30 protein-coding genes and 3 pseudogenes are annotated in these 22668 nt (G+C 67.2%); 18 read left to right on the top strand and 15 right to left on the bottom strand.

The genetic code is table 11. The features are described from left to right. Window positions 1-202: 202 nt before the first annotated feature. Both Q9G87_RS54515 and Q9G87_RS54510 read right to left on the bottom strand, forming a co-directional pair. Window positions 203-1393, bottom strand: a complete 1191-nt coding sequence (locus Q9G87_RS54515; RefSeq protein WP_305924591.1) for an MFS transporter — start codon at window positions 1391-1393, stop codon at window positions 203-205. An 808-nt stretch (window positions 1394-2201) separates the two neighbouring features. Then, on the bottom strand, window positions 2202-2789 hold the full coding sequence (locus tag Q9G87_RS54510) for an NADPH-dependent F420 reductase (RefSeq protein WP_305924590.1): 588 nt from the start codon (window positions 2787-2789) through the stop codon (window positions 2202-2204). Between the two features lie 91 nt (window positions 2790-2880). Between Q9G87_RS54510 and Q9G87_RS54505 the strand changes: the two genes are divergently transcribed. Continuing rightward, window positions 2881-3384 carry a MarR family winged helix-turn-helix transcriptional regulator gene (locus tag Q9G87_RS54505; RefSeq protein ID WP_305924589.1) on the top strand — a complete coding sequence of 168 codons (504 nt, stop codon included), beginning with the start codon at window positions 2881-2883 and terminating at the stop codon, window positions 3382-3384. 189 nt (window positions 3385-3573) lie between these two features. On the opposite strand, the pseudogene Q9G87_RS54500 reads toward Q9G87_RS54505, so the two are convergent. From Q9G87_RS54500 to Q9G87_RS54485, 4 genes and pseudogenes are all read right to left on the bottom strand, one after another. After that, window positions 3574-3669, bottom strand: a pseudogene (locus tag Q9G87_RS54500) (helix-turn-helix domain-containing protein); the annotation flags it as partial. 415 nt (window positions 3670-4084) lie between these two features. Further along, window positions 4085-5317 carry an FAD-dependent oxidoreductase gene (locus Q9G87_RS54495; protein ID WP_305924588.1) on the bottom strand — a complete coding sequence of 411 codons (1233 nt, stop codon included), beginning with the start codon at window positions 5315-5317 and terminating at the stop codon, window positions 4085-4087. Next, entirely contained in the window at window positions 5314-5691 is a 378-nt protein-coding gene (locus Q9G87_RS54490; protein ID WP_305924587.1) for a hypothetical protein, read from the bottom strand. The genes Q9G87_RS54495 and Q9G87_RS54490 overlap by 4 nt, the downstream gene beginning before the upstream one ends. Next, window positions 5688-6335, bottom strand: coding sequence for a sulfotransferase family protein (locus Q9G87_RS54485; protein WP_305924586.1), 648 nt, complete (start codon window positions 6333-6335; stop codon window positions 5688-5690). The genes Q9G87_RS54490 and Q9G87_RS54485 overlap by 4 nt, the downstream gene beginning before the upstream one ends. Window positions 6336-6435: 100 nt before the next feature. Between Q9G87_RS54485 and Q9G87_RS54480 the strand changes: the two genes are divergently transcribed. The 7 genes from Q9G87_RS54480 to Q9G87_RS54450 all read left to right on the top strand — a co-directional run bounded on the left by Q9G87_RS54480 (window position 6436) and on the right by Q9G87_RS54450 (window position 11948). Continuing rightward, a complete protein-coding gene (locus tag Q9G87_RS54480; protein WP_305924585.1) occupies window positions 6436-7209 on the top strand; it encodes a TetR/AcrR family transcriptional regulator in 774 nt (257 codons plus the stop codon). Window positions 7210-7275: 66 nt separating this feature from the next. Further along, window positions 7276-7662, top strand: coding sequence for a TetR/AcrR family transcriptional regulator (locus Q9G87_RS54475; protein WP_305924584.1), 387 nt, complete (start codon window positions 7276-7278; stop codon window positions 7660-7662). A gap of 894 nt (window positions 7663-8556) precedes the next feature. Continuing rightward, window positions 8557-9600, top strand: coding sequence for an ArsR/SmtB family transcription factor (locus Q9G87_RS54470; protein ID WP_305924583.1), 1044 nt, complete (start codon window positions 8557-8559; stop codon window positions 9598-9600). A 98-nt stretch (window positions 9601-9698) separates the two neighbouring features. Then, window positions 9699-10250 carry a hypothetical protein gene (locus Q9G87_RS54465; protein ID WP_305924582.1) on the top strand — a complete coding sequence of 184 codons (552 nt, stop codon included), beginning with the start codon at window positions 9699-9701 and terminating at the stop codon, window positions 10248-10250. Then, entirely contained in the window at window positions 10247-11188 is a 942-nt protein-coding gene (locus Q9G87_RS54460; RefSeq protein WP_305924581.1) for an alpha/beta hydrolase, read from the top strand. The genes Q9G87_RS54465 and Q9G87_RS54460 overlap by 4 nt, the downstream gene beginning before the upstream one ends. 99 nt (window positions 11189-11287) lie before the next feature. After that, window positions 11288-11422, top strand: coding sequence for a hypothetical protein (locus Q9G87_RS54455; protein ID WP_305924580.1), 135 nt, complete (start codon window positions 11288-11290; stop codon window positions 11420-11422). Between the two features lie 73 nt (window positions 11423-11495). Continuing rightward, complete coding sequence (locus tag Q9G87_RS54450; RefSeq protein WP_305924579.1) at window positions 11496-11948, top strand: hypothetical protein; 453 nt, start codon at window positions 11496-11498, stop codon at window positions 11946-11948. An 11-nt stretch (window positions 11949-11959) separates the two neighbouring features. Here the strand turns inward: Q9G87_RS54450 and Q9G87_RS54445 are convergent, their stop codons facing one another. Further along, complete coding sequence (locus tag Q9G87_RS54445) at window positions 11960-12424, bottom strand: MarR family winged helix-turn-helix transcriptional regulator (protein WP_305924578.1); 465 nt, start codon at window positions 12422-12424, stop codon at window positions 11960-11962. 86 nt (window positions 12425-12510) lie between these two features. On the opposite strand from Q9G87_RS54445, the gene Q9G87_RS54440 reads away from it, so the two are divergent. The 6 genes from Q9G87_RS54440 to Q9G87_RS54415 all read left to right on the top strand — a co-directional run bounded on the left by Q9G87_RS54440 (window position 12511) and on the right by Q9G87_RS54415 (window position 15852). Further along, window positions 12511-13077 (top strand): NADPH-dependent FMN reductase, encoded by a 567-nt coding sequence (locus Q9G87_RS54440; RefSeq protein ID WP_305924577.1) that lies wholly within the window; start codon window positions 12511-12513, stop codon window positions 13075-13077. A gap of 180 nt (window positions 13078-13257) precedes the next feature. After that, window positions 13258-14031 carry a sigma-70 family RNA polymerase sigma factor gene (locus tag Q9G87_RS54435; RefSeq protein WP_305924576.1) on the top strand — a complete coding sequence of 258 codons (774 nt, stop codon included), beginning with the start codon at window positions 13258-13260 and terminating at the stop codon, window positions 14029-14031. A 119-nt stretch (window positions 14032-14150) separates the two neighbouring features. Then, window positions 14151-14318, top strand: a complete 168-nt coding sequence (locus tag Q9G87_RS54430; RefSeq protein WP_305924575.1) for an NmrA family NAD(P)-binding protein — start codon at window positions 14151-14153, stop codon at window positions 14316-14318. Between the two features lie 124 nt (window positions 14319-14442). Then, window positions 14443-14844, top strand: a complete 402-nt coding sequence (locus Q9G87_RS54425; RefSeq protein ID WP_305924574.1) for a hypothetical protein — start codon at window positions 14443-14445, stop codon at window positions 14842-14844. Between the two features lie 6 nt (window positions 14845-14850). Continuing rightward, window positions 14851-15075, top strand: coding sequence for a hypothetical protein (locus Q9G87_RS54420; RefSeq protein ID WP_305924573.1), 225 nt, complete (start codon window positions 14851-14853; stop codon window positions 15073-15075). A gap of 408 nt (window positions 15076-15483) precedes the next feature. Then, window positions 15484-15852 carry an AfsR/SARP family transcriptional regulator gene (locus tag Q9G87_RS54415; protein ID WP_305924572.1) on the top strand — a complete coding sequence of 123 codons (369 nt, stop codon included), beginning with the start codon at window positions 15484-15486 and terminating at the stop codon, window positions 15850-15852. 110 nt (window positions 15853-15962) lie between these two features. Here Q9G87_RS54415 and Q9G87_RS54410 read toward each other — a convergent pair whose 3' ends face one another. Continuing rightward, a complete protein-coding gene (locus Q9G87_RS54410) occupies window positions 15963-16538 on the bottom strand; it encodes a TetR/AcrR family transcriptional regulator (protein WP_305924571.1) in 576 nt (191 codons plus the stop codon). Window positions 16539-16628: 90 nt separating this feature from the next. Here Q9G87_RS54410 and Q9G87_RS54405 point away from each other — a divergent pair, with 90 nt between their 5' ends. After that, window positions 16629-17093 (top strand): cupin domain-containing protein, encoded by a 465-nt coding sequence (locus tag Q9G87_RS54405; RefSeq protein WP_305924570.1) that lies wholly within the window; start codon window positions 16629-16631, stop codon window positions 17091-17093. Window positions 17094-17191: 98 nt separating this feature from the next. Here Q9G87_RS54405 and Q9G87_RS54400 read toward each other — a convergent pair whose 3' ends face one another. From Q9G87_RS54400 to Q9G87_RS61390, 3 genes and pseudogenes are all read right to left on the bottom strand, one after another. Continuing rightward, the gene (locus tag Q9G87_RS54400) at window positions 17192-17500 is read right to left on the bottom strand and encodes a hypothetical protein (protein WP_305924569.1); all 309 of its coding nucleotides are present in this window, start codon (window positions 17498-17500) and stop codon (window positions 17192-17194) included. An 11-nt stretch (window positions 17501-17511) separates the two neighbouring features. Further along, window positions 17512-18063 (bottom strand): LysR family transcriptional regulator, encoded by a 552-nt coding sequence (locus tag Q9G87_RS54395; RefSeq protein ID WP_305924568.1) that lies wholly within the window; start codon window positions 18061-18063, stop codon window positions 17512-17514. After that, window positions 18054-18236: pseudogene (locus Q9G87_RS61390) on the bottom strand (transposase); the annotation flags it as partial. The pseudogene Q9G87_RS61390 and the gene Q9G87_RS54395, both read right to left, overlap by 10 nt. A gap of 78 nt (window positions 18237-18314) precedes the next feature. Here Q9G87_RS61390 and Q9G87_RS54390 point away from each other — a divergent pair. Then, window positions 18315-18533, top strand: a complete 219-nt coding sequence (locus tag Q9G87_RS54390; protein WP_305924567.1) for a hypothetical protein — start codon at window positions 18315-18317, stop codon at window positions 18531-18533. Window positions 18534-18857: 324 nt separating this feature from the next. Here the strand turns inward: Q9G87_RS54390 and Q9G87_RS54385 are convergent, their stop codons facing one another. Then, window positions 18858-19487 (bottom strand): hypothetical protein, encoded by a 630-nt coding sequence (locus tag Q9G87_RS54385; RefSeq protein ID WP_305924566.1) that lies wholly within the window; start codon window positions 19485-19487, stop codon window positions 18858-18860. Between the two features lie 150 nt (window positions 19488-19637). Between Q9G87_RS54385 and Q9G87_RS54380 the strand changes: the two genes are divergently transcribed. Both Q9G87_RS54380 and Q9G87_RS54375 read left to right on the top strand, forming a co-directional pair. Further along, window positions 19638-20165 carry a hypothetical protein gene (locus Q9G87_RS54380; protein ID WP_305924565.1) on the top strand — a complete coding sequence of 176 codons (528 nt, stop codon included), beginning with the start codon at window positions 19638-19640 and terminating at the stop codon, window positions 20163-20165. Window positions 20166-20568: 403 nt separating this feature from the next. Continuing rightward, window positions 20569-20934: a hypothetical protein gene (locus Q9G87_RS54375; RefSeq protein ID WP_305924564.1), complete on the top strand. Its 366-nt coding sequence runs from the start codon at window positions 20569-20571 to the stop codon at window positions 20932-20934. Between the two features lie 335 nt (window positions 20935-21269). Here Q9G87_RS54375 and Q9G87_RS54370 read toward each other — a convergent pair whose 3' ends face one another. From Q9G87_RS54370 to Q9G87_RS54360, 3 genes and pseudogenes are all read right to left on the bottom strand, one after another. Next, window positions 21270-21437, bottom strand: a complete 168-nt coding sequence (locus Q9G87_RS54370) for a hypothetical protein (protein WP_305924563.1) — start codon at window positions 21435-21437, stop codon at window positions 21270-21272. Window positions 21438-21739: 302 nt separating this feature from the next. Next, window positions 21740-22018 carry a hypothetical protein gene (locus Q9G87_RS54365; protein WP_305924562.1) on the bottom strand — a complete coding sequence of 93 codons (279 nt, stop codon included), beginning with the start codon at window positions 22016-22018 and terminating at the stop codon, window positions 21740-21742. Window positions 22019-22551: 533 nt separating this feature from the next. Next, window positions 22552-22668: pseudogene (locus Q9G87_RS54360) on the bottom strand (IS5/IS1182 family transposase); the annotation flags it as partial.

Raw genomic sequence — 22668 nt, 5'->3', positions numbered from 1 at the left:
GAACGCCATCGTCGAGACGCTGCGCGACAAGGGCGGCAGGGGCAAGGACAGGGCCATGGCCCGGCTCAGTCGCTTCTCGCAACAACACCCGTATCGACATGATCGGGGCTATGCCTTCACTCCACCTGGGCCGCCACATGCGATGCCCCAACTTGACAATCACTCGGGGGGAGACCAAAAGGATCGCACGATGGGTCAGGGGTCACATCGTCGTTTTCGCCGTTGATCTGTTCGGGGCGGCCGGTACGCGGCTGCGTCTCCGGAAGCTCGTCAGCCCGGCCATGACGAGGCCCGCGATCCCGAGGATCACGGCGATCCAGGCGGGGCTGGTGTAGCCGTAGCCGGTGTCGACAGCCAGGCCCGCCAGCAGCGAGCCGAGAGCGTTGGCGAGGTTGAAGGCGCCGATGTTGGCCGCCGACGCCAGGGTGGGTGCTTTCTCGGCGCTGTCGAGCACCTGGGTCTGCAGTGGCGGGATCGTGGCGAACGCGGCGACCCCGAACAAGGTGATCGTGACGACTAACGCCGGCTTGTTCGCCGCGGTCAGCGCCGTCCCCAGCGACAGCATCGTGAGAGCACCGACAGAACCGTAGATGGCGTGCTGCACGGATCGGTCGGCCAACCGGCCGCCGAGCAGGTTCCCGAGCACGAGGCCGACACCGAACACCCCCATGACCACGGGTATCGCTTCCGGCGAGAAGTCGGCCACGTCGGTCATCATGGGGGCGACAAAAGTGATCACCGTGAACACGGGGGCGAAGCCGAGCACGGTGGTAGCGAGTGCCAGCCACACTCCGCCCTGCCGGAATACGGTCAGTTCGCGGCCCAGTCCGCCCTCTCGCGACCGTGCCTGTGAAGGCACGAGCGCCGCCACTCCGGCAAGGCCGACGGCGCCGATCGCGACGACGGCCCAGAATGCGGCACGCCACCCGAACGCCTGCCCGATCGCAGTTCCGCCGGGCACGCCAAGTACGTTGGCCAGGCTCAGGCCGGTGAACATCAGAGCCAGGGCACGGGCCCGCCGATGGGGCTCGACCAGGCCGGCGGCGACGACTGCACCGACGCCGAAGTACGCGCCGTGGGCGAAGGCGGCCAGGATCCGCCCGATCATGAGGACACCGTAGGTCGGCGCCAGTGCTGAAAGCAGGTTTCCGGTGATGAACAGCGCCATGAGAAACAACAGCATCGTCTTGCGCGGCAGCCGTGTACCCAGCAAGGTGAGCAGTGGCGCATCGACGACGACGCCGAACGCGTACGCAGTGACCAGCAGTCCGGCCGACGGGACACCAACGCGCAGATCGGCTGCCAGCTCGGGCAGCAGGCCGCCGCTGATGATGAACTCGCAGGTACCGATGCCGAAGGCACTGATCGCCAGGGCGAGCAGAGCGAGAGGCACGAGACGGGCTCCCTTCAGAGAGGAGAGGATGGCTCAGCGGTGGTGCCAGCAGCAGTCCAGGCTGAGCACCCGATGGGAGGGGTATTAGTTGCGGAGCACAGACGGCGCCAGGTCGGCGACTGCGTCTATGCGACGCCCGGACGGCCGACGGGCAGGTACTCAGATCGGCCGCGGCCGAACGCATGCCGGTTTTTGTGACCAGCCCCGGGCGTAAGGGCGCGGGTAACCCCTGAGCGGCGACATAAGCCGTGAGATGGTGCAGGAGGCCCGTGCCGTCCGGCTTACGATGCCGCGTAATCGGGACGATGATGCCACCGGTAAGGGATGTGACCCGCGACACGAACAGCACGCGCCCATGGCCCGGTTCGGTCATCTCTCGCAGGACCTGCCCGGGGAGTAAGAACGGTGTATGGAGTCGACCGCCACGCCATGGTTCCAGGCCAGAGATCGAGAGCGGCGTAGCCGGGTGATGTGCGGCACGCCAGACGCTGCAGATAGCAGGACAATCGGATCGAGCGACGACGGCGGCCTGGCGCGCCACCACGCCGGTGCCAGCACTTCGGCCAGGTCGCCGCCCAGCGCCTATCGCTTCGATTCTCGCGGCCTATGCCTTGGCCGTCAGACGGTGCGCCTTCCCGCGTGGCTACCGTAGGCGAATGGCGTCCTGACGCCCGCAGCGATGAGCTGGGGTCGGCGCCTTGCCGATTCCACTCGGCGCCTCGGCCGCCGCTGGCGCCACCTGCTCAGACAGTTCCAATGCTGGTCACGGGAAGTTCCTTTGGCCGTGACCGCGTCAGACCCTGGACCGTCATGCCCGCGCCAGCGTGTAGCCGATGCCGCCGCCGAGTCCGGAGCCGTAGGCAAGGTGCACCAGCAGTTCGACGGCCGGCTCCAGGTAGCGGGCGTTGGCGAGCGGGCCGGCGTCGACCGCGTCGAAACCGAGCTGGACGCCCAGGTCGATAACGGTCTTCTTGGCCATGTCGTCGTCGCTGGCCACCGGGAGGAACTGCGGGCTGCCGCCGAGGTCCGGGACCTCCAGGTTGGCGGCGAAGATCGTGTTGAACGCCTTCACCACCCTGGTGCCTGGGAGGGCGGCGGCGACCTGCTCACCGGCCGAGGTGGTGTGCCCGATGGTCAGCGCCATGAAGTCGGGCGTCTGCGGGTTGGTGGCGTCGATCACGATCTTGCCGTCCAGGGCGGCCTTGACCTGGGCGTCGAGCTGGGCGACCACGCGGAAGCGTACTGCGAGCACGACAATGTCCGCCGCAGCGGCTTGGGCCGCCGCCTGGGCGGGCGGGGTGGTCGAGTTCGCGACGGTGACGTCGTGGCCCATCTGGGTGAAGCGGCGGGCCAGGGCGGAGCCGACGTTGCCGTTGCCGATGATGCTGATCTTCATTGGTGAACCCTTCGGAAGGATTACGTCGAATTCGACGCATATGAATCGTACGCATGCGTCGAATTCGACGCAAGTCGGATAGACTCTCCCCATGAGCGAACCGCGCTGGCTGAACGAGCAGGAGATGCGCGCCTGGACCGGCTTCCTGGAAACCTCCGCGCTGGTCCACCGCCTCGTCGAACGGCAACTCCGGGAGGCGGGCGGGCTCACCATGGTCCAATACGAGATCCTGCACTGGGCCAACAAGGCCAGCCCACAGCACCGGTGCATCACCGAACTCGCCGACCTGATGATCACCTCACGAAGCGGCCTTAGCTACCAGGTCGCACAGCTGGAGAAGGCCGGTCTGCTCCGCCGCGAAACGAGCGCCGACGACGAGCGCAGGGCCATGGTCGTCATCACCGAGGAAGGCCGGCGGCTCCTCGAGAAAACGGCGCCCGGACACGTGGAGGCGGTCCGCGACGGCCTGATCGACCGGCTGAACGGCAAGCAGATCGCCCAGCTCGCCGAAATCATGGACACTGCCCGCACTCACCTGCGCGCCGTCGTCCCGGTACAACCGCAGCGTAAACGCAGGCCGTCTTCCGCTCATTGACCCTCGAAGGCGCGGCACCATTCCGATGCGCAGGAACTGATCTTCGATCTCGGTCACCGAATCGCCCTATCCATATGCCAACGGCGTGCTAGGCGTTCACCCCTCCGCGAAGCGAACGGGTGGTGCATCCAGTGGCCCCTGAGCCGCCCTCAGCTGTGGCCGCTTCGGCGGTCTCAGGCCTTGACCGGCCTAGCACAGCCGGTGCAGCAGATAGTCCACCCCGGACGAGGTATAGGAGATGCGGAACTCTTCCCAGACCAGCTCGATGATCCGGGCCAAGGTCCAGCATTGATCCTCGACCCAGCCGTACGCACCGGCCCTGCGCCCAACGCCGCCTGCAGCCTCTCTAACTGGCCTTGGCCGGCTCGCGCCTCTCCTCGCCCGGCCCCCTTGGGCAGCAGGGTCTGGCGGCCACCGGCGTCAAAGGCGCGGTGCCAGCGGTTGGCCGACATCCGGCTGCCGGGAACTCGGCTGCCACCTACACCTGGTAACCGTCCTCTGGGGCAACATGTCGGCAGGACCGGCCATGTCGAGCGGCTGGAAACCGGGGGAAGACGACGATCAAAACCCGCCGATGCACGCCTTCATGGCGTCGTGGACCCGGCATGGCGTCCACGACTCTGGTGTCGGGATGCTGCTGGCGGTTTGGACGAGGTGTGCCGTGTGGGGTGGTGGCCGCATGTTGAGGCGGCGGCTGTGATCACCTGCGGGCGTAGTCAGGCGCGTGCTCGGGGCGCGGGCCGTACGCGATCAGTTTGGACGGCAACTTCTTGAAGGCGGGAAAGTACCGCGCCATGAAGACCAGTGGCCGGGGAGGGCGGGCGCCTTTGCCGGTGAAGGCGGGGACGAACATCGTGCGGTGCAGCATGCGCTGGATAGTCTGGACGATGACGGTCGGCCACCACCTGCGCTTTTGCACCCTGGCCAGGTCGGCGGTGGTGACGTGGCCCCGCCGCAGCGGCTCGGCCAGGATCGTCGCGGCTGCCACGGCGTCCTGGATGGCGAGGTTGATGCCCATCCCGCCGGCGGGTGACATGGCATGCGCGGCGTCGCCGATGAGCAGCACGCCGTCGGCGTACCACCAGTTCAGCCGGTTCAGCTTCACATCGAGCAGGTGGAGGTCGTCCATGCCGGCGATGTGGTCCACCCGGTCGGCGAATCGGGGGAGCAGGTTGGCGATGCGCTCGCGGAAACGTTCGACGCCCTCCGCGCGCAGCCGGGGGTCGGCGCCTTTGGCGGTGAAGTAGGCGATCTGGTAGTAGTCCTCGCGGGTGAAGGTGAGCGCGATCTGGTCGCCTTTGAACTCGCCGGCGAGTCTGGCGATCTCGTCCTGCTCCCCGGCGTGCCTGGGCAGGCGAAACCACCATGTGTCGAAGGGGACCGGATACTCCTTGGGCGCCAGCCCCAGCCCCTGGCGTACGGTCGAGTGACGGCCGTCGGCGGCCACGGTGAGCTGCGCGTGAATCTCTCCCTCCGCGCCCTCTCTGGTGCGGTAGCGGACGCCCACGACCTTGCCGCTTTCCTTGATCAACCCCGTGACGGCGGTGCTCTTCCATAAGGTGAAGGCCGGCTCAGCGGCTGCCTCGGCGGCCAGGAAATCGAGCAGGTCCCACTGCGGGATCATCGCGATGTAGTTGTACGGGGCGGGCAGGGACGCGAAGTCGCTCAGCGCGATCCTGCCGCCGTCCGGGAGCGGCGCCACCAGATCGCCCAACCGGTTCTGCGGCAGCCGGCGGAACTTCTCTCCCAGGCCGAGTTCGTCCATCAGCCTGACGGTCGAGGCGTGCACGGTGTCACCCCGGAAGTCGCGCAGGAAGTCGCCGTGCTTCTCCAACACGGTGACCTCGATGCCCGCTCTGGCCAGCAGGAGGCCCAGCATCATGCCCGCCGGGCCGCCGCCGCACACCAGAACGCCGGTGCTCTCGTTGATCATAGTTGTCCCTTCCGGCGCAAGCCGTAGTGGATGAACAAGACGATGACCGCCACACGCAGCGCCACGTTCGCCCAGATCGTGGGATGGAGGCCGCGCGTGAAGGCGTAGATCTCCACGGCGGCCGTGCAGCCGTGGAACACGATCATGGTCCAGGTGATGAGCCGGACCCCGTCGGGGTGCCGGAGGGTTCTGCCGGCGAACGACAGGAACGCCACGGCGAGCTCGGCGGCTCCCAGGAGGTAGCACACCAGGTAGGCCTCCGGCGCGATGCGTATGCCGACGGCGCCGGGAATCAGGCCGGGCGCGGCGATGAGCACCACACCCGCCGCGCAGGTGACCAGGGCGTGGAGGGTGAGGAGCCGGCGCAGCTTCACGATCGCGCCGCCCGCCGCAGGTGGCTCAGGGCGGCCTGCCGGTCGTTGAGGCGCGGGTAGGGCTGGTCTGGCACGGCCACGCCGAGGAAGTCACACAGAGGCTCCCAGCCCTGCCCGGTCTGGTGGATCAGGACGCGGTCGGCGGGGAGGGCGTCCGTGACCTCCGCGGTGCGGCGCTGTAACACCTCGACGGCGTTGTGCTCGCCCGGCATCGGGTCGGCCAGCGCCGTGCCGAAGGTGTCGCGCCAGATCCGGTCCAGCACCGGCCGCATGCCGGTGACCACCGGTTCGAATTCGCGAGGTGCCGCGCCGGGGTTGCGCAGTAACGCGTAGACGGTGTCGCGCAGGCTGGCGTACCACGCGTGGGGATTTCGCACGGTGACGATGACCTTAGCGTCCGGGTACGTCCGCGCGAGCGGGAGCCAGAAGTGGGCGCTCGGCCAATCCACCGCCGCCTGGTAGCCCCGCAGTACGCCGCCCCAGTTGACCGGCCCCTCCAGAGTCTGGCGCCATCGCTCTGCCTGTTCGGGATGGGCGCCAATCTCCTGCATATGGTGACAGGGCCCGAAGCCGAGCCGCTCCAGCGCCGCCTTGAGTGACGTGGTTCCGGTGCGCGGCAGGCCCGCGCCGATCACACTCACCATCTCTCTCGGTCCTCCGTTCCGCTTAATTCATCATATGGTGAAACCTGTTGTAGACGATATACAGATGAGGTTCATATTGGAAGCGGTATCATCAGACGCCGTGGACAAGGACCTGGTGGATGCCGCGCTGGCGGCCGCCGAGAAGCAGGGCAAGGACGTGGCCGAGGTGCCGCTGAGGGCGATCGCGGCGGCCGCGGGAATCTCCCGCAGCACCCTGCTGAGGAGGCTCGGCGGGTCACGGGTCAGGCTGGACGAGGCGGTGCGGCAAGCCGGGGTCGATCCCGGCGGGCGGCCGCCAGTCAGAGAGCGGGCGCTCGCAGCGGCGGCCGAGCTGATCGGCCGCGACGGGCTAGGCGCGGTCACGCTGGAGGCGGTCGCGGCCGCCGCGCAGTGCTCGCCGACCAGCCTGCATGCCATCTTCGGCGGCCGCGACGGCCTGCTCGCCACCATGTTCGACCGGTACGTCCCGGTGCCCGACTTGGAAGCGCTGGCCACCGATCCCCCCGAGCGGATCGAGGAGACCGTCCACGCGATCTACAGCGCGCTGGCCGAGGCGTTCTGCCGCGAGCCGCGGGTGCTGCCGGCCATCTTCGGCGACCTGTTCAGCCGTCCGGATGGCACGGCAGCCCGGATGCTGAAGGCCAATCTGCCCCGGATGTTCGCCAGCCTCGGCACCCTGCTGACGTCACAGATCCAGGCCGGCCGGCTGCGGCCGCTCCCGCTGCCGCTGCTCATCCAGCTGATGATCGGCCCGATGGCGGGGCACATGCTGTTGCGCCCCGCCCTGCAGGACGCACTGGGTGACGTCCTGCCCCCGGTGGAGGAGGTCTCGCGGATGTTCGCCGATGCGTTCATCCGCGCCGCCGCCCCATGAGCCGGGCCCCACAGGACGCCTAAGAAGCGTGACTCATTTGGCGATCAGTCGTAAGACGCTGTCACCGTGGGCCATCTGGCGACGACAATCGACGACATCGCCGCGGCCGGCATCTCCCGGCGCTCCTTCTTCCGCTACTTCGGCGCAACGGAGGACATCGTGCTGGGCGACGTCGCCGCCCACCGCGAGCGGGTCCGCAAAGAGTTGGAGTCCCGGCCCGCCACCGAGGACGCGTGGACCGCCCTGCTCAACGCGCTGCGCCCCGCGCCGCGGCTCGGCCAGGACGACGTGACCATGTTGAAGACCTCGAAGATGCTCTATGGGACGCCGTCGCTGCATGCCCGCACCCCCGAGAAACGCCTCAATGCGAAGTCGCTGCTCACCCGGAGATCCACCGCCGCCTCGGCGTCACGCCGGAAGACGAGCACGACCTGCGCGCCGACGCGATCGTAGCCTGCGTGCTCACGTGTCTGGACGTTGCCGGCGAGGCGTGGATCCGGAGTGACAGCAGCGAGCCGCTGGACGAGCTGGTCCTCTCGGCGGTCGCGGCAGCGCGCCGGACGCCTGAACGGTCACTGCATCCTGGTGGCGGGAACCAACCAGCTGAAAGGCCGCTTGCCGCCATCGCGTAAATCGCCCACGCTGGCGATCAGCCTGCCGCGAGGGTCGTTCATTCGCCCGCGCCGGTCTCCTTGCACTGGGTCTTCCCGAGGAGCGGGCGTGTGCCGCGAGAGGCGTTTGCTCCCGGCTGCGGTGCAGGAGTGCCGCCGTGCTCGGTGCGTGCCCGTACGCCCCGAAACATCCCGTTAGAACGCCGCACACTGACAGCTGGCCAACTGAGTGGCGGCCGCAGGGGACCGCGCGGACTGACCACGTCGAGACGGAGCGCTGGCCGAGCGCTTCAATGGCCGTAGTGAGGCCATTGCGTCTCCGGCCGGATGCGACGGCGATCAGCCCGACGATCGCCGCCATGCCGATCCTGCCCAGGTATCCGATGAACGGCTGCGCCAGTGCGACGAGCCACGTCGCCGCGAACGCCGTCGTCATGAACAGGGCGATCTTCGTACGGGCGGCCGGCACGCCGACCTGGATGAGGCCGGCGGGAAGGGCGCCCGCCACGGACAGAGCCGTGGTGATCACTGCGGCGCGGGTCAGGAAGGAGCGGTGGCGGGCGGGTTCGTCCAGGACGCGCCGCCGCGCCACCCACATGCCCAGGAGCACACCGGGAACGACTGAGATGACACCTATGGCGAGGACGCCGGGAAATTTAGCATGTATCCCATACTTCGCGATGGTTTAGGTGCCCGGTGCCCACCGGCCGGACGTGCGGATGATGAGATCGGCTTCATGCCCACAGTGATCACTGGCCTTGACCGGTGCATGCAGGCGGGATCCCTGCTGCCGGCGGTATCGGCGATGACCGAATTCGGCTCGGCGTTGCATGTCCTGCGTGACCCCGGTCATCACGGCCTGGAGGATTGGGCGGCGAAGATCCGCAGGGCGATGAGCCCCCGCCTGGTAGCGTGGACGCGGTCGTGGTGGTGGACGGCACAGGCGATCAGAGCAACGCCGTTCGTCACACCCGCACCACCATCGGACGGCTTTGATGACCGCTTCGAACAGCTGTGCGCCATGCCCGCCCAGGAACTGGCCGATCAGTTGCTGCGACCGATCGCACCGTCGGGCGACACTCAAGTCGCGCTGCGCTGGTCGCGCTCACGAGGTCCGGCGGTAGCAGCACGCGTTGAAGCGCTCGCCACGCATCCGCACGACGCGGCCGGAGACTTTCTCTCATTCATGAGTTGCAGCTGGCGCGAGTGGTTCGAGGCCGAATGGGCGCGGATCCGGCCGGTGCTGGCAGCCCAGGCGCGGCGCTTCACCGACACCACGTCCTTACAAGGACCTGGGCCCGCGCTCACCACACTCGACCCCTCTATCGAGATGGCCCCGACCGGGGTAACCGTTCGCATCGCGAAGATCCAGGCCACCCGTCATGACGTGTCCCGGCGCGGACTCATTGTGGCGCCCAGCACCTTCATCCGGCCCCACTTGTATGTGGCCGACGTTCCCGGGCGGCCACTTCTTCTCATCCACCCCGTCGACGCCGGCTCCCCCGTTCCCTCCGCCGCCGTGGTGCGGCGGAGGCTTGAGGTCCTCGCACATCAGGGCCGCCTGGAGGTGGCCCGGGCGATCGCGACCGAGCCGCGGACGGCAGGAGAGATCGCGATGCTGTGGAACGTGGACCCGACGCAGGTGAACCGGCATCTGCGTGCCCTGGCCTCCTCGGGACTGGCTACCACGACCCGCCAGGGACGGTTCGTGCGATACCAGCTCGCCGCCGACGTCCTCGAGGCCCTGGGCACGGACGTGCTGTCACTCCTGCTGCGCTGAGCACGATTGACCAGATGCGTCAGTCCGCTGGCCGGGACGACCGCGGTGGTGCTGAAGTCCTCCCAACCACTCGTAGAGGGAGAAACACTATGACGATCTTGTCTCCGGAGGAGGCGATCGGCCGTTTGCATGCCGATCGGGAGATCCTCCTCGCACGCGTCACTGGTCTGACCGAGGCGCAACTCGACGCCGACTATCTGGTGAATTCCGGACCGCTCGGCGACTTCTGCCGTTCCTTGCACGACCTCATCGCTCATGTTCTGATGTGGGACGAGATCAACCTGGCGGTGCTGACGGATGCCGTCGCCGGCCGGCCGCACTGGAGCCTCGATCCACGCTGGGAAGACCCGGCCGTCGGGCAGGCTTTGAACCGCGGCGGCGTGGAAGCTAGTCGGCATCTTCCGGCGTCGTTGCTCCTGCACCGGTTCGAGTCCGTGCATGACGCGATCTTGGAGGACCTCGGCCGGCTCAGCAAGGAATCCTGGAACGACGCCCCTCAGGGTGCGCAGGGAGTCGGTGCGCTGGCGCAGAGGGTGTGGACCGTGCCCGGACAGCCAGCGTACTGGCATGCTGCGATCCACCTCGGCCAGGTGCCGTCCACCATGCCCGTCGCCGGTCACCAGCCGCGGAAGGGCAGCAGGTCCGCATGAGAACCCATCACCTTGACGAACCCGGCTTCGCGGACGAGACCGAGGCATTGCTCGCGAGATTCGGCCCGCGAGCCGAGATCGCCGACTATCGGACCCTGCTGGCCGCCCGCGCGGCATCCCCAGATCCCGCGCTGTCCGGCCGGCTTGATCCCTCGGTTCACGCCGCGGACCTCTACCTGCCCGTGCGATGCGGCTCCATATGGGCGCGCGTCTACCAGGCACGGCGGATCCCCAGGCCGCGGCCGGTTCTCCTGTGGCTGCACGGTGGTGGCTTCATCGGCGGATCCGTGGATGATCTCGACTATGTGTGCTCCCGACTGGCGTACCTGGCGGAGCTCACGGTGGTCTCCCTCGACTACCGGCTGGCGCCCGAGCATCCCCATCCCGCCGCGCTGTACGACACCTACGACGCCATCCAATGGCTGACCGAGCACGCTTGGCTGATCGGCGGCGATGGCCGGGTCGCGGCCGGCGGGCAGAGCGCGGGGGCAGCCCTGGTCGCCGGCGCATGCCTGATGGCACGCGACAACGCCGGCGCGACCGTGGCCCGCCAGATCCTCTGCTACCCGGTGTTGGACTTCGGCCAGGACACCGAGTCCTTCCGGGAGTTTGACGGGGTGTTCCTGAGCATCAAGCCCGGGCGCTGGTCCGAGACGCAGTATCTGGCGGGGCAACAGGTGACTCCGTACGCGGCACCCATGCGCGCCGAAACGCTGGCCGGACTGCCATCCGCTCTAGTGATCGGCGCCGGCCGCGATCCGCTGCGCGATGACGCACGCGGGTACGCCGCCCGGCTGGACGCGGAAGGAGTGGAGGTGAAGCACATGGAGTTCGCCGGGACGATGCACGCGTTCATGAACTTCTGCGGTGTCCTGTCCGCCGGACGCCACGCGGTCGAGCTGATAGCCGCCGACCTGACGCAGGCATTCTCGAAGTGAGTCTCGAGATCAACACCGTCTGGCTGTACGGCCCCTACAGCCCGGCCGGCTCCCAGCCCGACTTCTACACGGGCTTTCTGGAAGAGCGCGCCGCGCCTGATGCCCGCCTGGAAGATCAATCTCCTTGGCACCGCCCAGGCGGGAACCGTGCCATCGAGCGTGGCCATCCCCGCGCTGGCGCCGCTGGGCGTCATGCTCACCGGAATGCTCCTCTACCCGTTCATCGAACGATAGATCACCGGCGACCAGCACGAGCACCACATCCTGGAGCGCCCCCACAACACCCCCCCACCGCACCTCCATCGGCATGGCCACCCTCGTCTTCTACAGTGTGCTGTGGCTGCTGGGAGCCAACGACGAGATCGAGGCCACCTTCCACATCAGCCTGAACGCCACCACCCACGCCGGACGTATCCTGATGATCGCCGGACCCGCACTCGCATACCTCGTCACCTACCGGATCTGCCGCGGCCTGCAACGCGCCGACGCCGAACTGGTCAGGCATGGCACGCCGATCGGCGTGATCAAACGCCTGCCGGACGGCGCGTTCGTCGAGGCTCACGCCCCGCTGACGGAGGACGCCGAGGCGCACCTGCGCGCCAAAGGAACCCGTGCCCGTGATACCCGCTCACAACGGCTCCAGCATCCCGCTGGCGGGCATGCGCGGCCCCTCGGACGGCTGCGAGCCCGAACGTCGGAGACGTACGGAGGAGAGAAGGTGCCCATTGAAGAGGAGCACGACCCTTCCCTGACCCGTTGAACCTCACGGATTCACTGGATCGCCGCCCCCAGATGGTGCAGCACCGTTTCGGCGATGTCGCCCAGCGTGTCGAGCTGTTCCTGCGTCAGCAGATCGATGAGGTGGGCCCGTACGGACTCGACGTGGTCGGGTGCGGCCTGGACGATCGCGTCCAGGCCTTGGGCGGTGAGGACGATGACCGCGCCGCGGCCGTCATCGGCGCACTCCTGTCTGGTCACCAGACCACGCTCCTCCATGCGGCTCACGTGACGCGACAGCCTGCTCTTGGACCACAACATGCGGTCGGCCAGCTCCTGCAGCCGCCAGCGCCGGCTCTCCCTGGCCGACAACGCGGACAGCACGTCATAGTCGGCCTCCGAAAGGCCTGAGTCCCGTTGCAGGTCGCGGGCGATCTGGGCGTCTAGGAGCAGGCGCATCCGCCGGTAGCCGAGCCAGGCTCGGTATTCGCGTTCATTGAGCCATCGCGGGTTGGGCATGCCCTGCAGCCTAGCGCTAGTTGACATGTAAACCATAGCTGCGGCACCCTCTTGTTTACACGTAAACCAGTCTTGGAGGAGCCCGCATGCCGAGCCTTAAGGTCATCGTCGCCAGCACCCGCCCGGTCCGCATCGGCAGGACGATCGGCGACTGGGTGGCCGCCTGCGCCGCCGAACACAGCCACTTCCAGGTCGAGCTCGTCGATCTCGCCGAGGTGGGCCTGCCCTTCCTTGACGAGCCCGAGGACGCCACCACCGGACGGTACGCGCACCAGCACACCAAGGACTGGAGCCGCACCATCGACGCCGCCGACGCGCTGGTGTTCGTGATGCCCGAGTACAACTACGGTTTCAGCGCACCGCTGAAGAACGCCCTCGACTTCCTGCACGAAGAATGGGCGTACAAGCCGGTCGGGCTCGTGAGCTACGGCGGCTTGTCGGGCGGCCTGCGCGCGGTCGAGATGCTCAAGCCGGTGCTGGTCAAGCTGCGCATGATCCCGGTCGGCGACGCGGTGACCATCTTCCACCGCAAGGCTATGGGCGCCGACGGCCGGCTGATCGTGGACGATCACCTGCGTTCTGCAGCGGAGGACATGCTGCAGGAGTTGCGCCGTCTGACGGCGGCCATGTCGGTGATGCGAGCCGCGGTGTAGTGGCGCCGGGGCTCCCATCGACGCCGTCGCTGGAGTGCGACACCCGCTCGGCAGCGCGGCGATCGCCACCGCCCACCGGGCTCCCGCACGTGAGATGCGGGTCACATCTGGGCGCGACGACGTCACATCGCCAGTGGCTTCACAGCCCTTAGGGGCGATCCCAAAAGGAGGGATACCTCGATGCCCGACATGTCGACCGGCATCGCCACGCAGGTGTTCGCCGACCATCGCGAACTGCTGTTCTCCGTGACCTACAACATGCTCGGCAGCGTCCCCGACACCGAGGACGTGCTGCAGGACGCCTGGCTGGCGTGGGCATCAACGAAAGTGGAGCAGGTCGAGAACCACCGCGCCTATCTGGTGCGCATCGTGGTGAACAAGACACTCGCCCGCCAGGACATCATGCGCCGCCGCCGGGAGACCTACGTCGGCCAGTGGCTTCCGGAGCCACTCGTCAGCGCGGCCGACGCCGCCGATGACACTCTGCGGGCGGAGTCGGTGTCGCTAGCGTTGCTGGTGGTCCTGGAAACGCTCACTCCGCTGGAGCGTGCCGTGTTCATCCTGCACGAAGTCTTCGGGTACGCCCACGCCGAAATCGCCGCCATGATCGACCGGATGCCGTCGGCGGTCCGCCAGGTCGCCCACCGCGCCCGCGAGCACGTCCAAGCGCGGCGTCCTCGCTACTCCGTCGACCCGCGTACGCAACAACAGGTGACCGAGCGGTTCGTGGCCGCCGCGTTCGGCGGGGACTTGAACGCCCTGATGGACCTGCTGGCACCGGAGGTCACGCTGTGGACCGATGGGGGCGGCAAGGCGACGGCGGCAGCCCGCGGCCTATTCACAGCCGCGACAAAGTCGTCCGGCTCCTCGCCGCCCGCGCCGCCGGTCCGTTCGAGGGGCTGGACATCCACTACCGACTGGTCAACGGCGAGCCGTCGGCGGTGTTGTTCGTGAAGAACTCACCCTTCGCCGTCATGGTCCTCGATCTGAAGCCTGCCGACGATCGGGTGCGCAATATCTACGTCGTGACCAACCCCGACAATCTTTCCCAAATCCCCTGAACGGACCACCCCATGATTCTGGTAACAGGCTCGACCGGCACCATCGGACGCCCCTTGGTCGACCTGCTCGCCCCCGAGGGCGCCACGGTCCGCGCCGTCACGCGCGACTCGCAGACCGTGAACCAACCCGCCAGTGTCGAGGTCATCGCCGGCGGCCCGACACGCTGGCCTCCGCCCTGAAGGGCGTCACCGATCTGTTCCTGCACCCGCGCTGTCGGCCTGGCCGCTCCGGAGCTGCTGCCCCTGACCAAGGAACGGGGGACGCAGCGGTCGTGGTGCTGTCGGGCATCAACGTGGACGACCCTTGGAGGAGCAGGCGTCCCGGTTGAACGGCGACCCGGAACAAGGAAGTCGAACAGGCCGCCATCGCCAGGGGGCCTGGGGTGGGCGAGGCGAGTACGGCGGTCTGCACGTGTTCGTCCACAACGTCCAGACGTGGCTGGCCAGCTATCCTCGTTTTCATATGCACTTCGCTCCGACCAGCGCCTCCCGGCTGAATCAAGTGGAACGCTGGTTCGGGCTGATCACCGACAAACTTATCCGGCGGGGCGTTCACACAAGCGTCACCGCGCTGGAGAAGGACATCCTGGCGTGGGTGGACATCTGGAACGAGGACGCCAAGCCGTTCGTCTGGATCAAGACGGCCGAAGAGATCCTCGCATCCCTGGAGTTACTTCTGCGTCGCATTAAAGGCGAGGAACACTAGCCCACGATGGAGGCGTTGGCCTCCGTGATGAACATCCGTGCGGCGTCGTCAGGGGTCATCCGGCCGAACAAAACCTCATTCGTATACCGCGTGAGGATGTTCTCCATGGCGCTGGCGATGCCGCCGACGCTGGCCCTCGCCCTATCCGCGTACAGCGGTCACATCGTGAAGCCTGATCAGACAATCCTCAGCGGAATACGAGAGAGGAAACGTGTCCCAGTTTCGACATGACGTTCGCCTGCTCGGGGCGTTCGAGGTATCCGTTGGCGGTGGGGTCCCGATCCGCATGTGGCCGAAACCTCGTGCCCTACTTGCCCACATGCTGGTGGCCGACGCGCCGTTGCCGGTGGGGCGCATCATCTGTGAGCTGTGGCCGATCGAGCCCCCACATTCGGCCACTGCCAACATTCGCGGCTACATCCACCTCATCCGCCGGGCGCTCGGCCCGGACGCGGTCCAGACGCTGCATGGCAGCGTGTACCGGCTCCATTTACCTGACGCGCGGGTGGACTTCCGGACTTTTCTCGAGCTGCTTGACCTGTCCGAATCGGTGGACCATCCCCAGGAGCAGACAGCCCTCCTCAGGCATGCTCTTGACCTCGGGCAGGGGTCTCCCCTGAGGGGCATCTCGCATGGCCCATGCTGGAGAGTTGGATCGCGCGCATGCACGGCCACCGGCGGCGGGCCGTGCTCGATCTCGCTGAGATCCTAATTCGCATTGGGAAGCGCACCGAGGCGGAGGACCTGCTGCGACAGCGTTTGATGGAGCGGCCGGAGGACGAGACCGCATACATGCTGCCGATGCGCGCACTGTACCTGGCGGGGGATGGCAGCACCGCATTGGCCGTCTACCAGCAGGCATACCGCAGGCTCGCCACGTCTGGCCTGCGGCTCGGTCCGCAACTGCGAGCCGCCCATTACGCCATCCTCAACCACCAGCAGTTCGCCGACCAGGTCGGCATAAGTCGGCTTATCCGACCATGGCCGCCGATACCGGTAGGTGCGTGACGGTGTCCGCAGGCTGGGCCATGGCATGACCAGGTTCGCGATCCCTGAAGACATGGCGATCTGGTCCGGGCTCGTGGGGCGAGATGGGTGCGGGCCTGGGGGTTGTGCCATCACGTGGTCTGCGAGGGACGCAGGCCATCGAGCGCGATCTCGATGAACCGCCGCCAGTCACCGGCCGAATGGCGAATGACGGCCGCCAGACCACAGACGATCATGTTGACGTCCTCGGTCGTCACATCCGACCGGATTACGCCACTGGCCTGCGCCCGGTCTATCAGCTCAGTGACGACGGAAAGGAGCGCCGCGCGTGTCTCCCCACGGGGCTCGGTCGAGCCCATGGCCTTCTCGATCACCTCGGACATGCCGCGATCGTCCGCCAGCACCTCTCCGACGTGGCACAGGAACACGCGGAGCGCCTGAGGGGGATCCGCCTCGGCCTGGCATCGCGCCCGCGCGAAAGCCGCCATCTCGGCGGAACGGCGCTCGGCAACCGCCTCGATCAGGGCCTCGCGGGTCGGGTACTTCCGGTAGAGGGTCCCGACCCCGACTCCGGCCATCCGAGCAACCTCCGACATCTGCACGTCGTAGCCCTGTTCGGCGAACAGTGCGCGGGCCGCCTCCAGGACACGGTCACGGTTGCGCTCGGCGTCGCTGCGCGGCTTGCGCCGGATGGGCGGAGTTGACATGCCAGCACATCCTCTGTCTAGACTCATTACGGAATAGGGATTCCGTATTCCGAATTATGCCATGCGTGGAAGACCGAAAGGGACACCGTCATGTCGAAAGACCGTTTCATCCTGCTCAACCCCGGCGAGGTACGGCCCACCCGCGTCCCCGTCCCGCCCGTGTTCGGCTTTAAGGCCAGAACCGAGGACACCGAAGGCAGACTGTCCCTGCTGGAGGTCATTCTGGCCCGCGACATCCCCCGCCACGTCCACCACATGGCCGACGAATGCATCTACGTGCTCGACGGCGTACTGGAGGTGGAATTCGACGACCGCGTCGAGCACGTCGCCGCGGGCGGATTCGTGCTGCTGCCACACGGCGTCCCGCACGCCCTACGCCGAGGCTCCGCCCAGCCCCCGCGGGTGATACAGATCTCCACGCCCGGAGGATGGGAGTGCTACATCGAGGACCTCGCCGAGGCCGGACCGGACGCCACCACCACGGACGGACAGTTTGACCCGAAGAAGCTCAACCCCATCGCCGCCAGGTACGAAATCACCTACGAGGAGCAGTAGTCACCAGGGACTCCGAGGTCCGCCATTTTGCGCATGCCTCCACGCGCCCTCACCGACGAGGCGCGTTCTTTCGCCGCCCGCGGTGCGGCGGGAGCAGTTCACACCCTTCGCCGTGACGTCACGTGCCTCGCGCCTTCACCCCGCAACACCCGGTCAGACTTGATCTGTGCTGGTATGGCCTGGAGCAGGTGGCGTCGGCCCGGCGTGGGCGGGCCGGGAGGTACGGCCAGCGACGTGATCAGCGTGGGTGCGGCCAGGGTGCGGATGGCCACTCGGGGCAATGAGGGCAGGTCGCCCACCTGGTAGAAGACCGTCCAGGACGGCGCGCCAAGCCCGATCGCGGTGAGCGTGTCCAGCAGGGCGGTGAACGGCGACCCGAGCAGCGGTTCGGCCCCGGCCTCGCGCATGGCCTCGGCTATCAGTCGTGGAAGGGCGGATTGTTGTCCCGGGGTGCGAGCCGCAGGGGAAGGCCGGCGAGCTGTGGCAGGCGCGGCACGGGTTCGTCGGCCAGCGGATGGCCGACCGGCAGAGCCACCAGCAGCGGCTCGGTCCATACCGGCAGCAGCTCCAGCCCAGGGGCCGCCGTTGCGGCACGGACCAGGGCGGCGTCCAGTTCACCGGATAGCACGGCAGCTAGCCGCTCCGCCGGGACGAGCCGGTGCAGCCGCACCTGAAGCCGGGGCGCGATGGCCGCCAGTCCGTTCATCAGTCGGTGGATGCGCTCACTCTGCACGATGCCCAGGCGCAGGACGCCCTCCTCGCCGGCGGCGATGTCGGCGGCCACCTGCCGGGTCCGGCGAGCGGCGGCCAGCACGGCACGCGCCTCGGGCAACAACCGCTCCCCCGCGCCGGACAGTCGCACCTGCCGTGTGGAGCGGTCGAACAGGACCACGCCCAGCTCGCGTTCCAGCCGGGCGATCTGCTGGCTGACCGCGGCCTGGACGATGTGCAGCCGCTCGGCGGCCGCCACTTTAGCCCGTCGCAGACCACCATCAGCGCATCGCCCGCACCGCGGTTCTTGATCTCGGTCGGCACGCGCAGCCAGTACTTCGCGCCCTCGCCACCGTCGCCAGCCTCACAACTCGTGGATCTCGCCGCTCACCGTCGACGGTGAGCGGCCAGCGCAAGGTAAATGGGCCGGTTGGGGCGGCATCCCAGCGCTTCAGGGTGCTGGCCGGGTTCCCTTTTGCGGGAGGGCGTTAGCGGGACGCGGGACCGCAGGTGAGCACGTACGGTGTCCATGATGTCGGCGAGCTGGGCGATCTGCTTCTCGATGAGCAGGTCGATCAGGCCGTCACGGACCGTTTCCACGTGTCCGGGGTGCGGTCTTTCCAGGAGTCGTTGGCTGTCCTCGGTGATGACGACCATGGCCCGGCGTTCGTGGGTGGTGTCGGTTTCGCGGCGGAGCAGGCCGGCTTTTCTAGTTGGGCGACCTGGTAGCTGAGGCCGCTGCGTGAGGTGATCATCAATTCGGCGACCTCGGTGATGCAGCGGCGCCGAGGTGCGCATTCGTTGGCCCAGTGCGGACCTCGTACTGCACCATGATGAGTCCGCCGTCCTGGCGAAGTTGTCGTTCCACGTGGCGCTGGATTAGGCAGGCCGAGCCGTACCCGCTGTAGCTTCAGCTGCACCTGGTGCATGTCGCCTTCGGGCATCTTCACCCAGCCGAGCACGGGCCCGTCGACCGTCTCGTAGCTGTACCGCTTCGGGCCGAAGGTCTTCTCGACCAGGTTGAGGCTGATGCGGCCGTGCATCCACCACGGGTCATCCCGTGACCACTCGTGTTCGCGGGCCCACAGCTGCCAGCGGATCGCCCACTCGTCGACCGACACGTTGATCACCCGCGACGTGTAATCCCTCAGGGATGAGGCGGCGCTGCAGCCACGCGCCGAACCCTTCGGTGTGCAGGTACAAAGCGCCGAACGGCCACACCCGCAGATGCGCGGACAAGGTGTGCTCCGCGCCGGCGGCTCCGATCGTGATCTCGGCGGAGAAGACGCCGAATGTCCGGCCGATGACGAGCTCGCCGCCAAGCGTGCCGGTCGGCTTGTCCGGCCACGGGCCGGGCCCCCACGTGGTCGAACCCAGTTCGCGCATGGCCTGGATGAACTCAGGCCGGTACAGGTCGTTGGTGTACGGCTGGCCGAGCTCGAAGTGCTTCACGGGCAGGTTGCCCTGCGGGTCGGGCCGGACGGCGCACCGGTCGCACGCCACCCAGCGGGCCGCGTCAAGGCCAGGCTCGTACGGGCCGTACCCGTCGACCACCGGCCGGTGACCGCGGATCCGGCACCGCAGCATGAGCCGGGGCACCTCGTGCAGCCGGAAGCCGCGGTGGGCGAGCATGCCGCGCTGGCGGCCGTCCCGCTTGAGGTAGTCGATCGAATGCCACCACATGAGGGATCTCCGAGAGGGCCGATTACGTGAAAAGCCAGCGCCGGTGAGTGATCCGAGTGCCGCGGCGCCTGCCCGCAACTCCGCGAATCCCCAACAACCAATCCGAACTATCACTAAGGTGATCAAGTCAAAGATCAAGGAGGAAGCATCATGAACCGAACCAACGCCCTACGGGTCGGCCGCTCGGTGCTGGTGGTGGCGCTGGCGGGAGGTGTCGTGCCAGCCGCCGTCGCGCCCGCCGCGCTCGCGGCCCAGAAGGCGACGCTGGGACCGTACGGGTACGGCAACCTGAAGCTCGGCATGAGCGCCGCGAAGGCCAAAGCGACCGGGAGAATCGTCCGCAAATCAGTCGGGGACCACGCAAGATGCACGGGCTGGGACCTGAAGGAGAACCCGTACCCCAACTACCGGGTGGGTATGTACGTCTCCAAGAACTACGGCGTGACCATGATCGTCGCGCCCTCCGGCCTCAAGACGCCCCAGGGCATCGGCATCGGCTCCACCAGGGCGCAACTGAAGACCGCCTACCCCGACCTGCGGCGTGGTCCGGGCGGCTATCCCACCGCCGGCGTGCCGGGCAACAAGAAGGCGCTCTACCTCTTCTACCTGTCCTATAAGACCAACCAGGTCGCCGGGATGACCCTGGTTCTCGCCAAGCATGACTGCCGCAGGTACTAGTGCCCCGCATGGCCTCGGCGAGGCGACCGCTCCGGCGCTGGTCAAAAGGCATGCGAAAGGCCCTGGACCGGGGAGTATCCAGGACCTAGTTCGTGATCAAGGATCTGAGAGGCGATCTTTCGGGGGTACCCGAAGTATGGGGGACGTTGCGTTCGCGCCGGAGCGACGCTCTCAGTGCATCGCCTGAACCGTACGCGCGGGAGGAAACCCGACGTACCTACACGAATCCCAGATTGATCATGAGGGTACACACGGTTGTCAAGCCATGGCAAGCGCACGCGCGAACGGTGTGTGACCTAGGTCGCATCTTCTATAGCGAGGTCACACTTTGACCGGCTCCACGTCTCTCGGTATGCGGCAGAGCTTCCACCCACGGAAGCACGTTCCATGCATTGGGAGAGACATGTCCAAGCGCAAGTCCACTGTGATCATGATGGCCGTTGCATCGGCACTCATCCCCATCGGCACGATCGGAGTCGGCGCACCCTCGGCAAGCGCCGCCGCCACATCCAGCTTGAGCGCCACGCTCGAGGCGAACGTCTCGGCGACAACGATCTGCCGATACAAGGTCACCGCGACTTTGAGCCGGAAGTACTACAACAAGTACGGCGGTTCTTTCGATGGTTTCTGGACCAAAGGGCAGTACCTCTCAGCCTATAGCGGCGTCACGCTTGGCCTGCTGAAGACGACGATCAGCCACGACCACGGTGACACCTACTGGGTGACTGCCACTCACGTCACTCGGACGGCGGACGCTTGCTCGTCATAGTCCCTTAGTGACCGACCGCGCGCCCCGCTCGATCCACCACGCATCGAGCGGGGCGCGACGTGTGTCCCGTTACACGGGAGAGGCGCGCCCGGCTCCTTATGTCCGGGACAACCTCGCCATGCGGGCTACAGTCCTATGCCCGCCGTGGCGTTGTCGGCCCACTCGTCCACGATCCGCATGTACTCGTACAGCACGCGCGACGTGGGCGACCGGCCGCCCTACTTGGCGATGGTCTTGACGTCGTGGTCGGGGACGTGGAGCTGGTGGATCTGGTCGTGTTCCTGGTCGGTGGGAGGGGGCGGGCATGCGCACCTGTGTCAATACGACCCAGATGATCAAGGCTTGGATAGCCTGGCCTCTTCGGAGGTGATCTTGAACCACGGACTGAGGCGCTTCTTCCCGGTCGCCAGAACTACGCCCATGCCCTGTGCAATGCAGGTAGCAGCAACTCCGAGGACGCGGGCAAACACGTCCGGCTCGGCGGCAGTCACGAGTAAGCGCATGGTCACGAAGCTACCGTTTCGCGCAACTCAGCCGCTCGTACCAGCTTGGCCAGCCGCGGTCATTCGGCGATCGGCCAGCAGGGTTGCCCGACCCGCCGCGTCCCCCTCCCGCTGCGGGGGCAGATCCGCCACTGCTGGCCCCTCCGGCAGCATGACGCCATGCCAGCCTTCCACGTCGGCCAAAGGTCATCAGGCCCCTCGGGCGGGTGGCGGGATTGGCTGCTGTGGACTCGTGCCATGGCCGAATTCCAACCGGACGGAGCCGGGGCGCAGCAGCCCGTGCTCGACATGCTGGCTACTGATCAAGGAGAGTTGCTGTCCTTCGCACTGGTCACCGCGCGGAAGAATTGACGGCGGACGGCACAGAGCTGGCGCTGAAAGCTGCTGGGAACGGCGCTCTTGTGCAGGTAATCTGCGACCAGTCCTGCGCAACGCTGCTGCCGCAGTAAATCCACGTCGCGATCGGCCGGGATAATCAGCGAGACGGCAACTTTGGAGGTTAGTCCAACGAGAGGCAGTAGTTGTGCGGCAAAGGGCGCACGAAACTCGCGCACAGCGAATACTTCTCGGTAAGTCGCCATTTCACACCTTGCTCAACGGAACGGCGGGGCTCGACGCTCGATTCGAGCGAGCCCCACCGCAGCTTTCGTTTACCACGTGATGTTTCCGCGACAGCCTGGCGTTGGAGCCGCCGGTGCGCGGCATCCCGCCGATCCGCTCACGCCGCTGACCACGACGTCGCCGGCCCTGGACCACCCCCACGTGCAGGCATCCCTGCGTCGTTGACAGCATCCAGGCCTCCGGTCACGACGGCTCCTGTGAACCTGTCTCTCTCGATGAGCAGGCCAAGGGACGGCGGGTGCACCACCGATCAGTGAACAGCGGGAGGCGGGTGCCGCGGCACCTAGCTCCAGCACGTGCAGAGCCTGCCGCCTCGACACGGTCATGACGCTGCGGTGCGCGTTTCGGGGCCTTGCGAGCAGGCTTGCGAGAGCAACACGACGCTCCCGCCGAACAGCAGCACGCCGAGGGGTTCGTGGAGTTCGGGGGCGCGGGCTTCGCCGATGGCCGCTTCGGCCATCGACAGGATGAGCAGGAAGACACTGAAGGTTTTTCACCGCACCTCGCGAGCTTGCAGGACGAAGATTGCTTTGACGAGTTGACCTGCACGTAGCGGGCAACAGCGGAGTTTGCGCAGGATGCGCCAGTTCTTCAGGACGGCATTCGCGCG

This window comes from Nonomuraea turcica (genome assembly GCF_030718205.1).
Classification (GTDB): Bacteria; Actinomycetota; Actinomycetes; order Streptosporangiales; family Streptosporangiaceae; genus Nonomuraea.
The sequence above is the reverse complement of the archived record's forward strand: the minus strand, read 5'-3'. Positions and strand labels throughout refer to the sequence as shown.

What these genes read in the sequence shown, in the direction of transcription:
- Q9G87_RS54450 (WP_305924579.1), top strand. Translation starts at nt 11,496, where the DNA reads ATGGCCACCCTCGTCTTCTACAGTGTGCTGTGGCTGCTGGGAGCCAAC.
- Q9G87_RS54380 (WP_305924565.1), top strand. Translation starts at nt 19,638, where the DNA reads ATGAACCGAACCAACGCCCTACGGGTCGGCCGCTCGGTGCTGGTGGTG.
- Q9G87_RS54435 (WP_305924576.1), top strand. Translation starts at nt 13,258, where the DNA reads ATGCCCGACATGTCGACCGGCATCGCCACGCAGGTGTTCGCCGACCAT.
- Q9G87_RS54385 (WP_305924566.1), bottom strand. Translation starts at nt 19,487, where the DNA reads ATGTGGTGGCATTCGATCGACTACCTCAAGCGGGACGGCCGCCAGCGC.
- Q9G87_RS54460 (WP_305924581.1), top strand. Translation starts at nt 10,247, where the DNA reads ATGAGAACCCATCACCTTGACGAACCCGGCTTCGCGGACGAGACCGAG.
- Q9G87_RS54410 (WP_305924571.1), bottom strand. Translation starts at nt 16,538, where the DNA reads ATGTCAACTCCGCCCATCCGGCGCAAGCCGCGCAGCGACGCCGAGCGC.
- Q9G87_RS54485 (WP_305924586.1), bottom strand. Translation starts at nt 6,335, where the DNA reads ATGGTGAGTGTGATCGGCGCGGGCCTGCCGCGCACCGGAACCACGTCA.
- Q9G87_RS54455 (WP_305924580.1), top strand. Translation starts at nt 11,288, where the DNA reads ATGCCCGCCTGGAAGATCAATCTCCTTGGCACCGCCCAGGCGGGAACC.
- Q9G87_RS54495 (WP_305924588.1), bottom strand. Translation starts at nt 5,317, where the DNA reads ATGATCAACGAGAGCACCGGCGTTCTGGTGTGCGGCGGCGGCCCGGCG.
- Q9G87_RS54370 (WP_305924563.1), bottom strand. Translation starts at nt 21,437, where the DNA reads ATGCGCTTACTCGTGACTGCCGCCGAGCCGGACGTGTTTGCCCGCGTC.
- Q9G87_RS54415 (WP_305924572.1), top strand. Translation starts at nt 15,484, where the DNA reads ATGCTGGAGAGTTGGATCGCGCGCATGCACGGCCACCGGCGGCGGGCC.
- Q9G87_RS54375 (WP_305924564.1), top strand. Translation starts at nt 20,569, where the DNA reads ATGTCCAAGCGCAAGTCCACTGTGATCATGATGGCCGTTGCATCGGCA.
- Q9G87_RS54365 (WP_305924562.1), bottom strand. Translation starts at nt 22,018, where the DNA reads ATGGCGACTTACCGAGAAGTATTCGCTGTGCGCGAGTTTCGTGCGCCC.
- Q9G87_RS54405 (WP_305924570.1), top strand. Translation starts at nt 16,629, where the DNA reads ATGTCGAAAGACCGTTTCATCCTGCTCAACCCCGGCGAGGTACGGCCC.
- Q9G87_RS54470 (WP_305924583.1), top strand. Translation starts at nt 8,557, where the DNA reads ATGCCCACAGTGATCACTGGCCTTGACCGGTGCATGCAGGCGGGATCC.
- Q9G87_RS54445 (WP_305924578.1), bottom strand. Translation starts at nt 12,424, where the DNA reads ATGCCCAACCCGCGATGGCTCAATGAACGCGAATACCGAGCCTGGCTC.
- Q9G87_RS54440 (WP_305924577.1), top strand. Translation starts at nt 12,511, where the DNA reads ATGCCGAGCCTTAAGGTCATCGTCGCCAGCACCCGCCCGGTCCGCATC.
- Q9G87_RS54400 (WP_305924569.1), bottom strand. Translation starts at nt 17,500, where the DNA reads ATGCGCGAGGCCGGGGCCGAACCGCTGCTCGGGTCGCCGTTCACCGCC.
- Q9G87_RS54430 (WP_305924575.1), top strand. Translation starts at nt 14,151, where the DNA reads ATGATTCTGGTAACAGGCTCGACCGGCACCATCGGACGCCCCTTGGTC.
- Q9G87_RS54510 (WP_305924590.1), bottom strand. Translation starts at nt 2,789, where the DNA reads ATGAAGATCAGCATCATCGGCAACGGCAACGTCGGCTCCGCCCTGGCC.
- Q9G87_RS54420 (WP_305924573.1), top strand. Translation starts at nt 14,851, where the DNA reads ATGGAGGCGTTGGCCTCCGTGATGAACATCCGTGCGGCGTCGTCAGGG.
- Q9G87_RS54505 (WP_305924589.1), top strand. Translation starts at nt 2,881, where the DNA reads ATGAGCGAACCGCGCTGGCTGAACGAGCAGGAGATGCGCGCCTGGACC.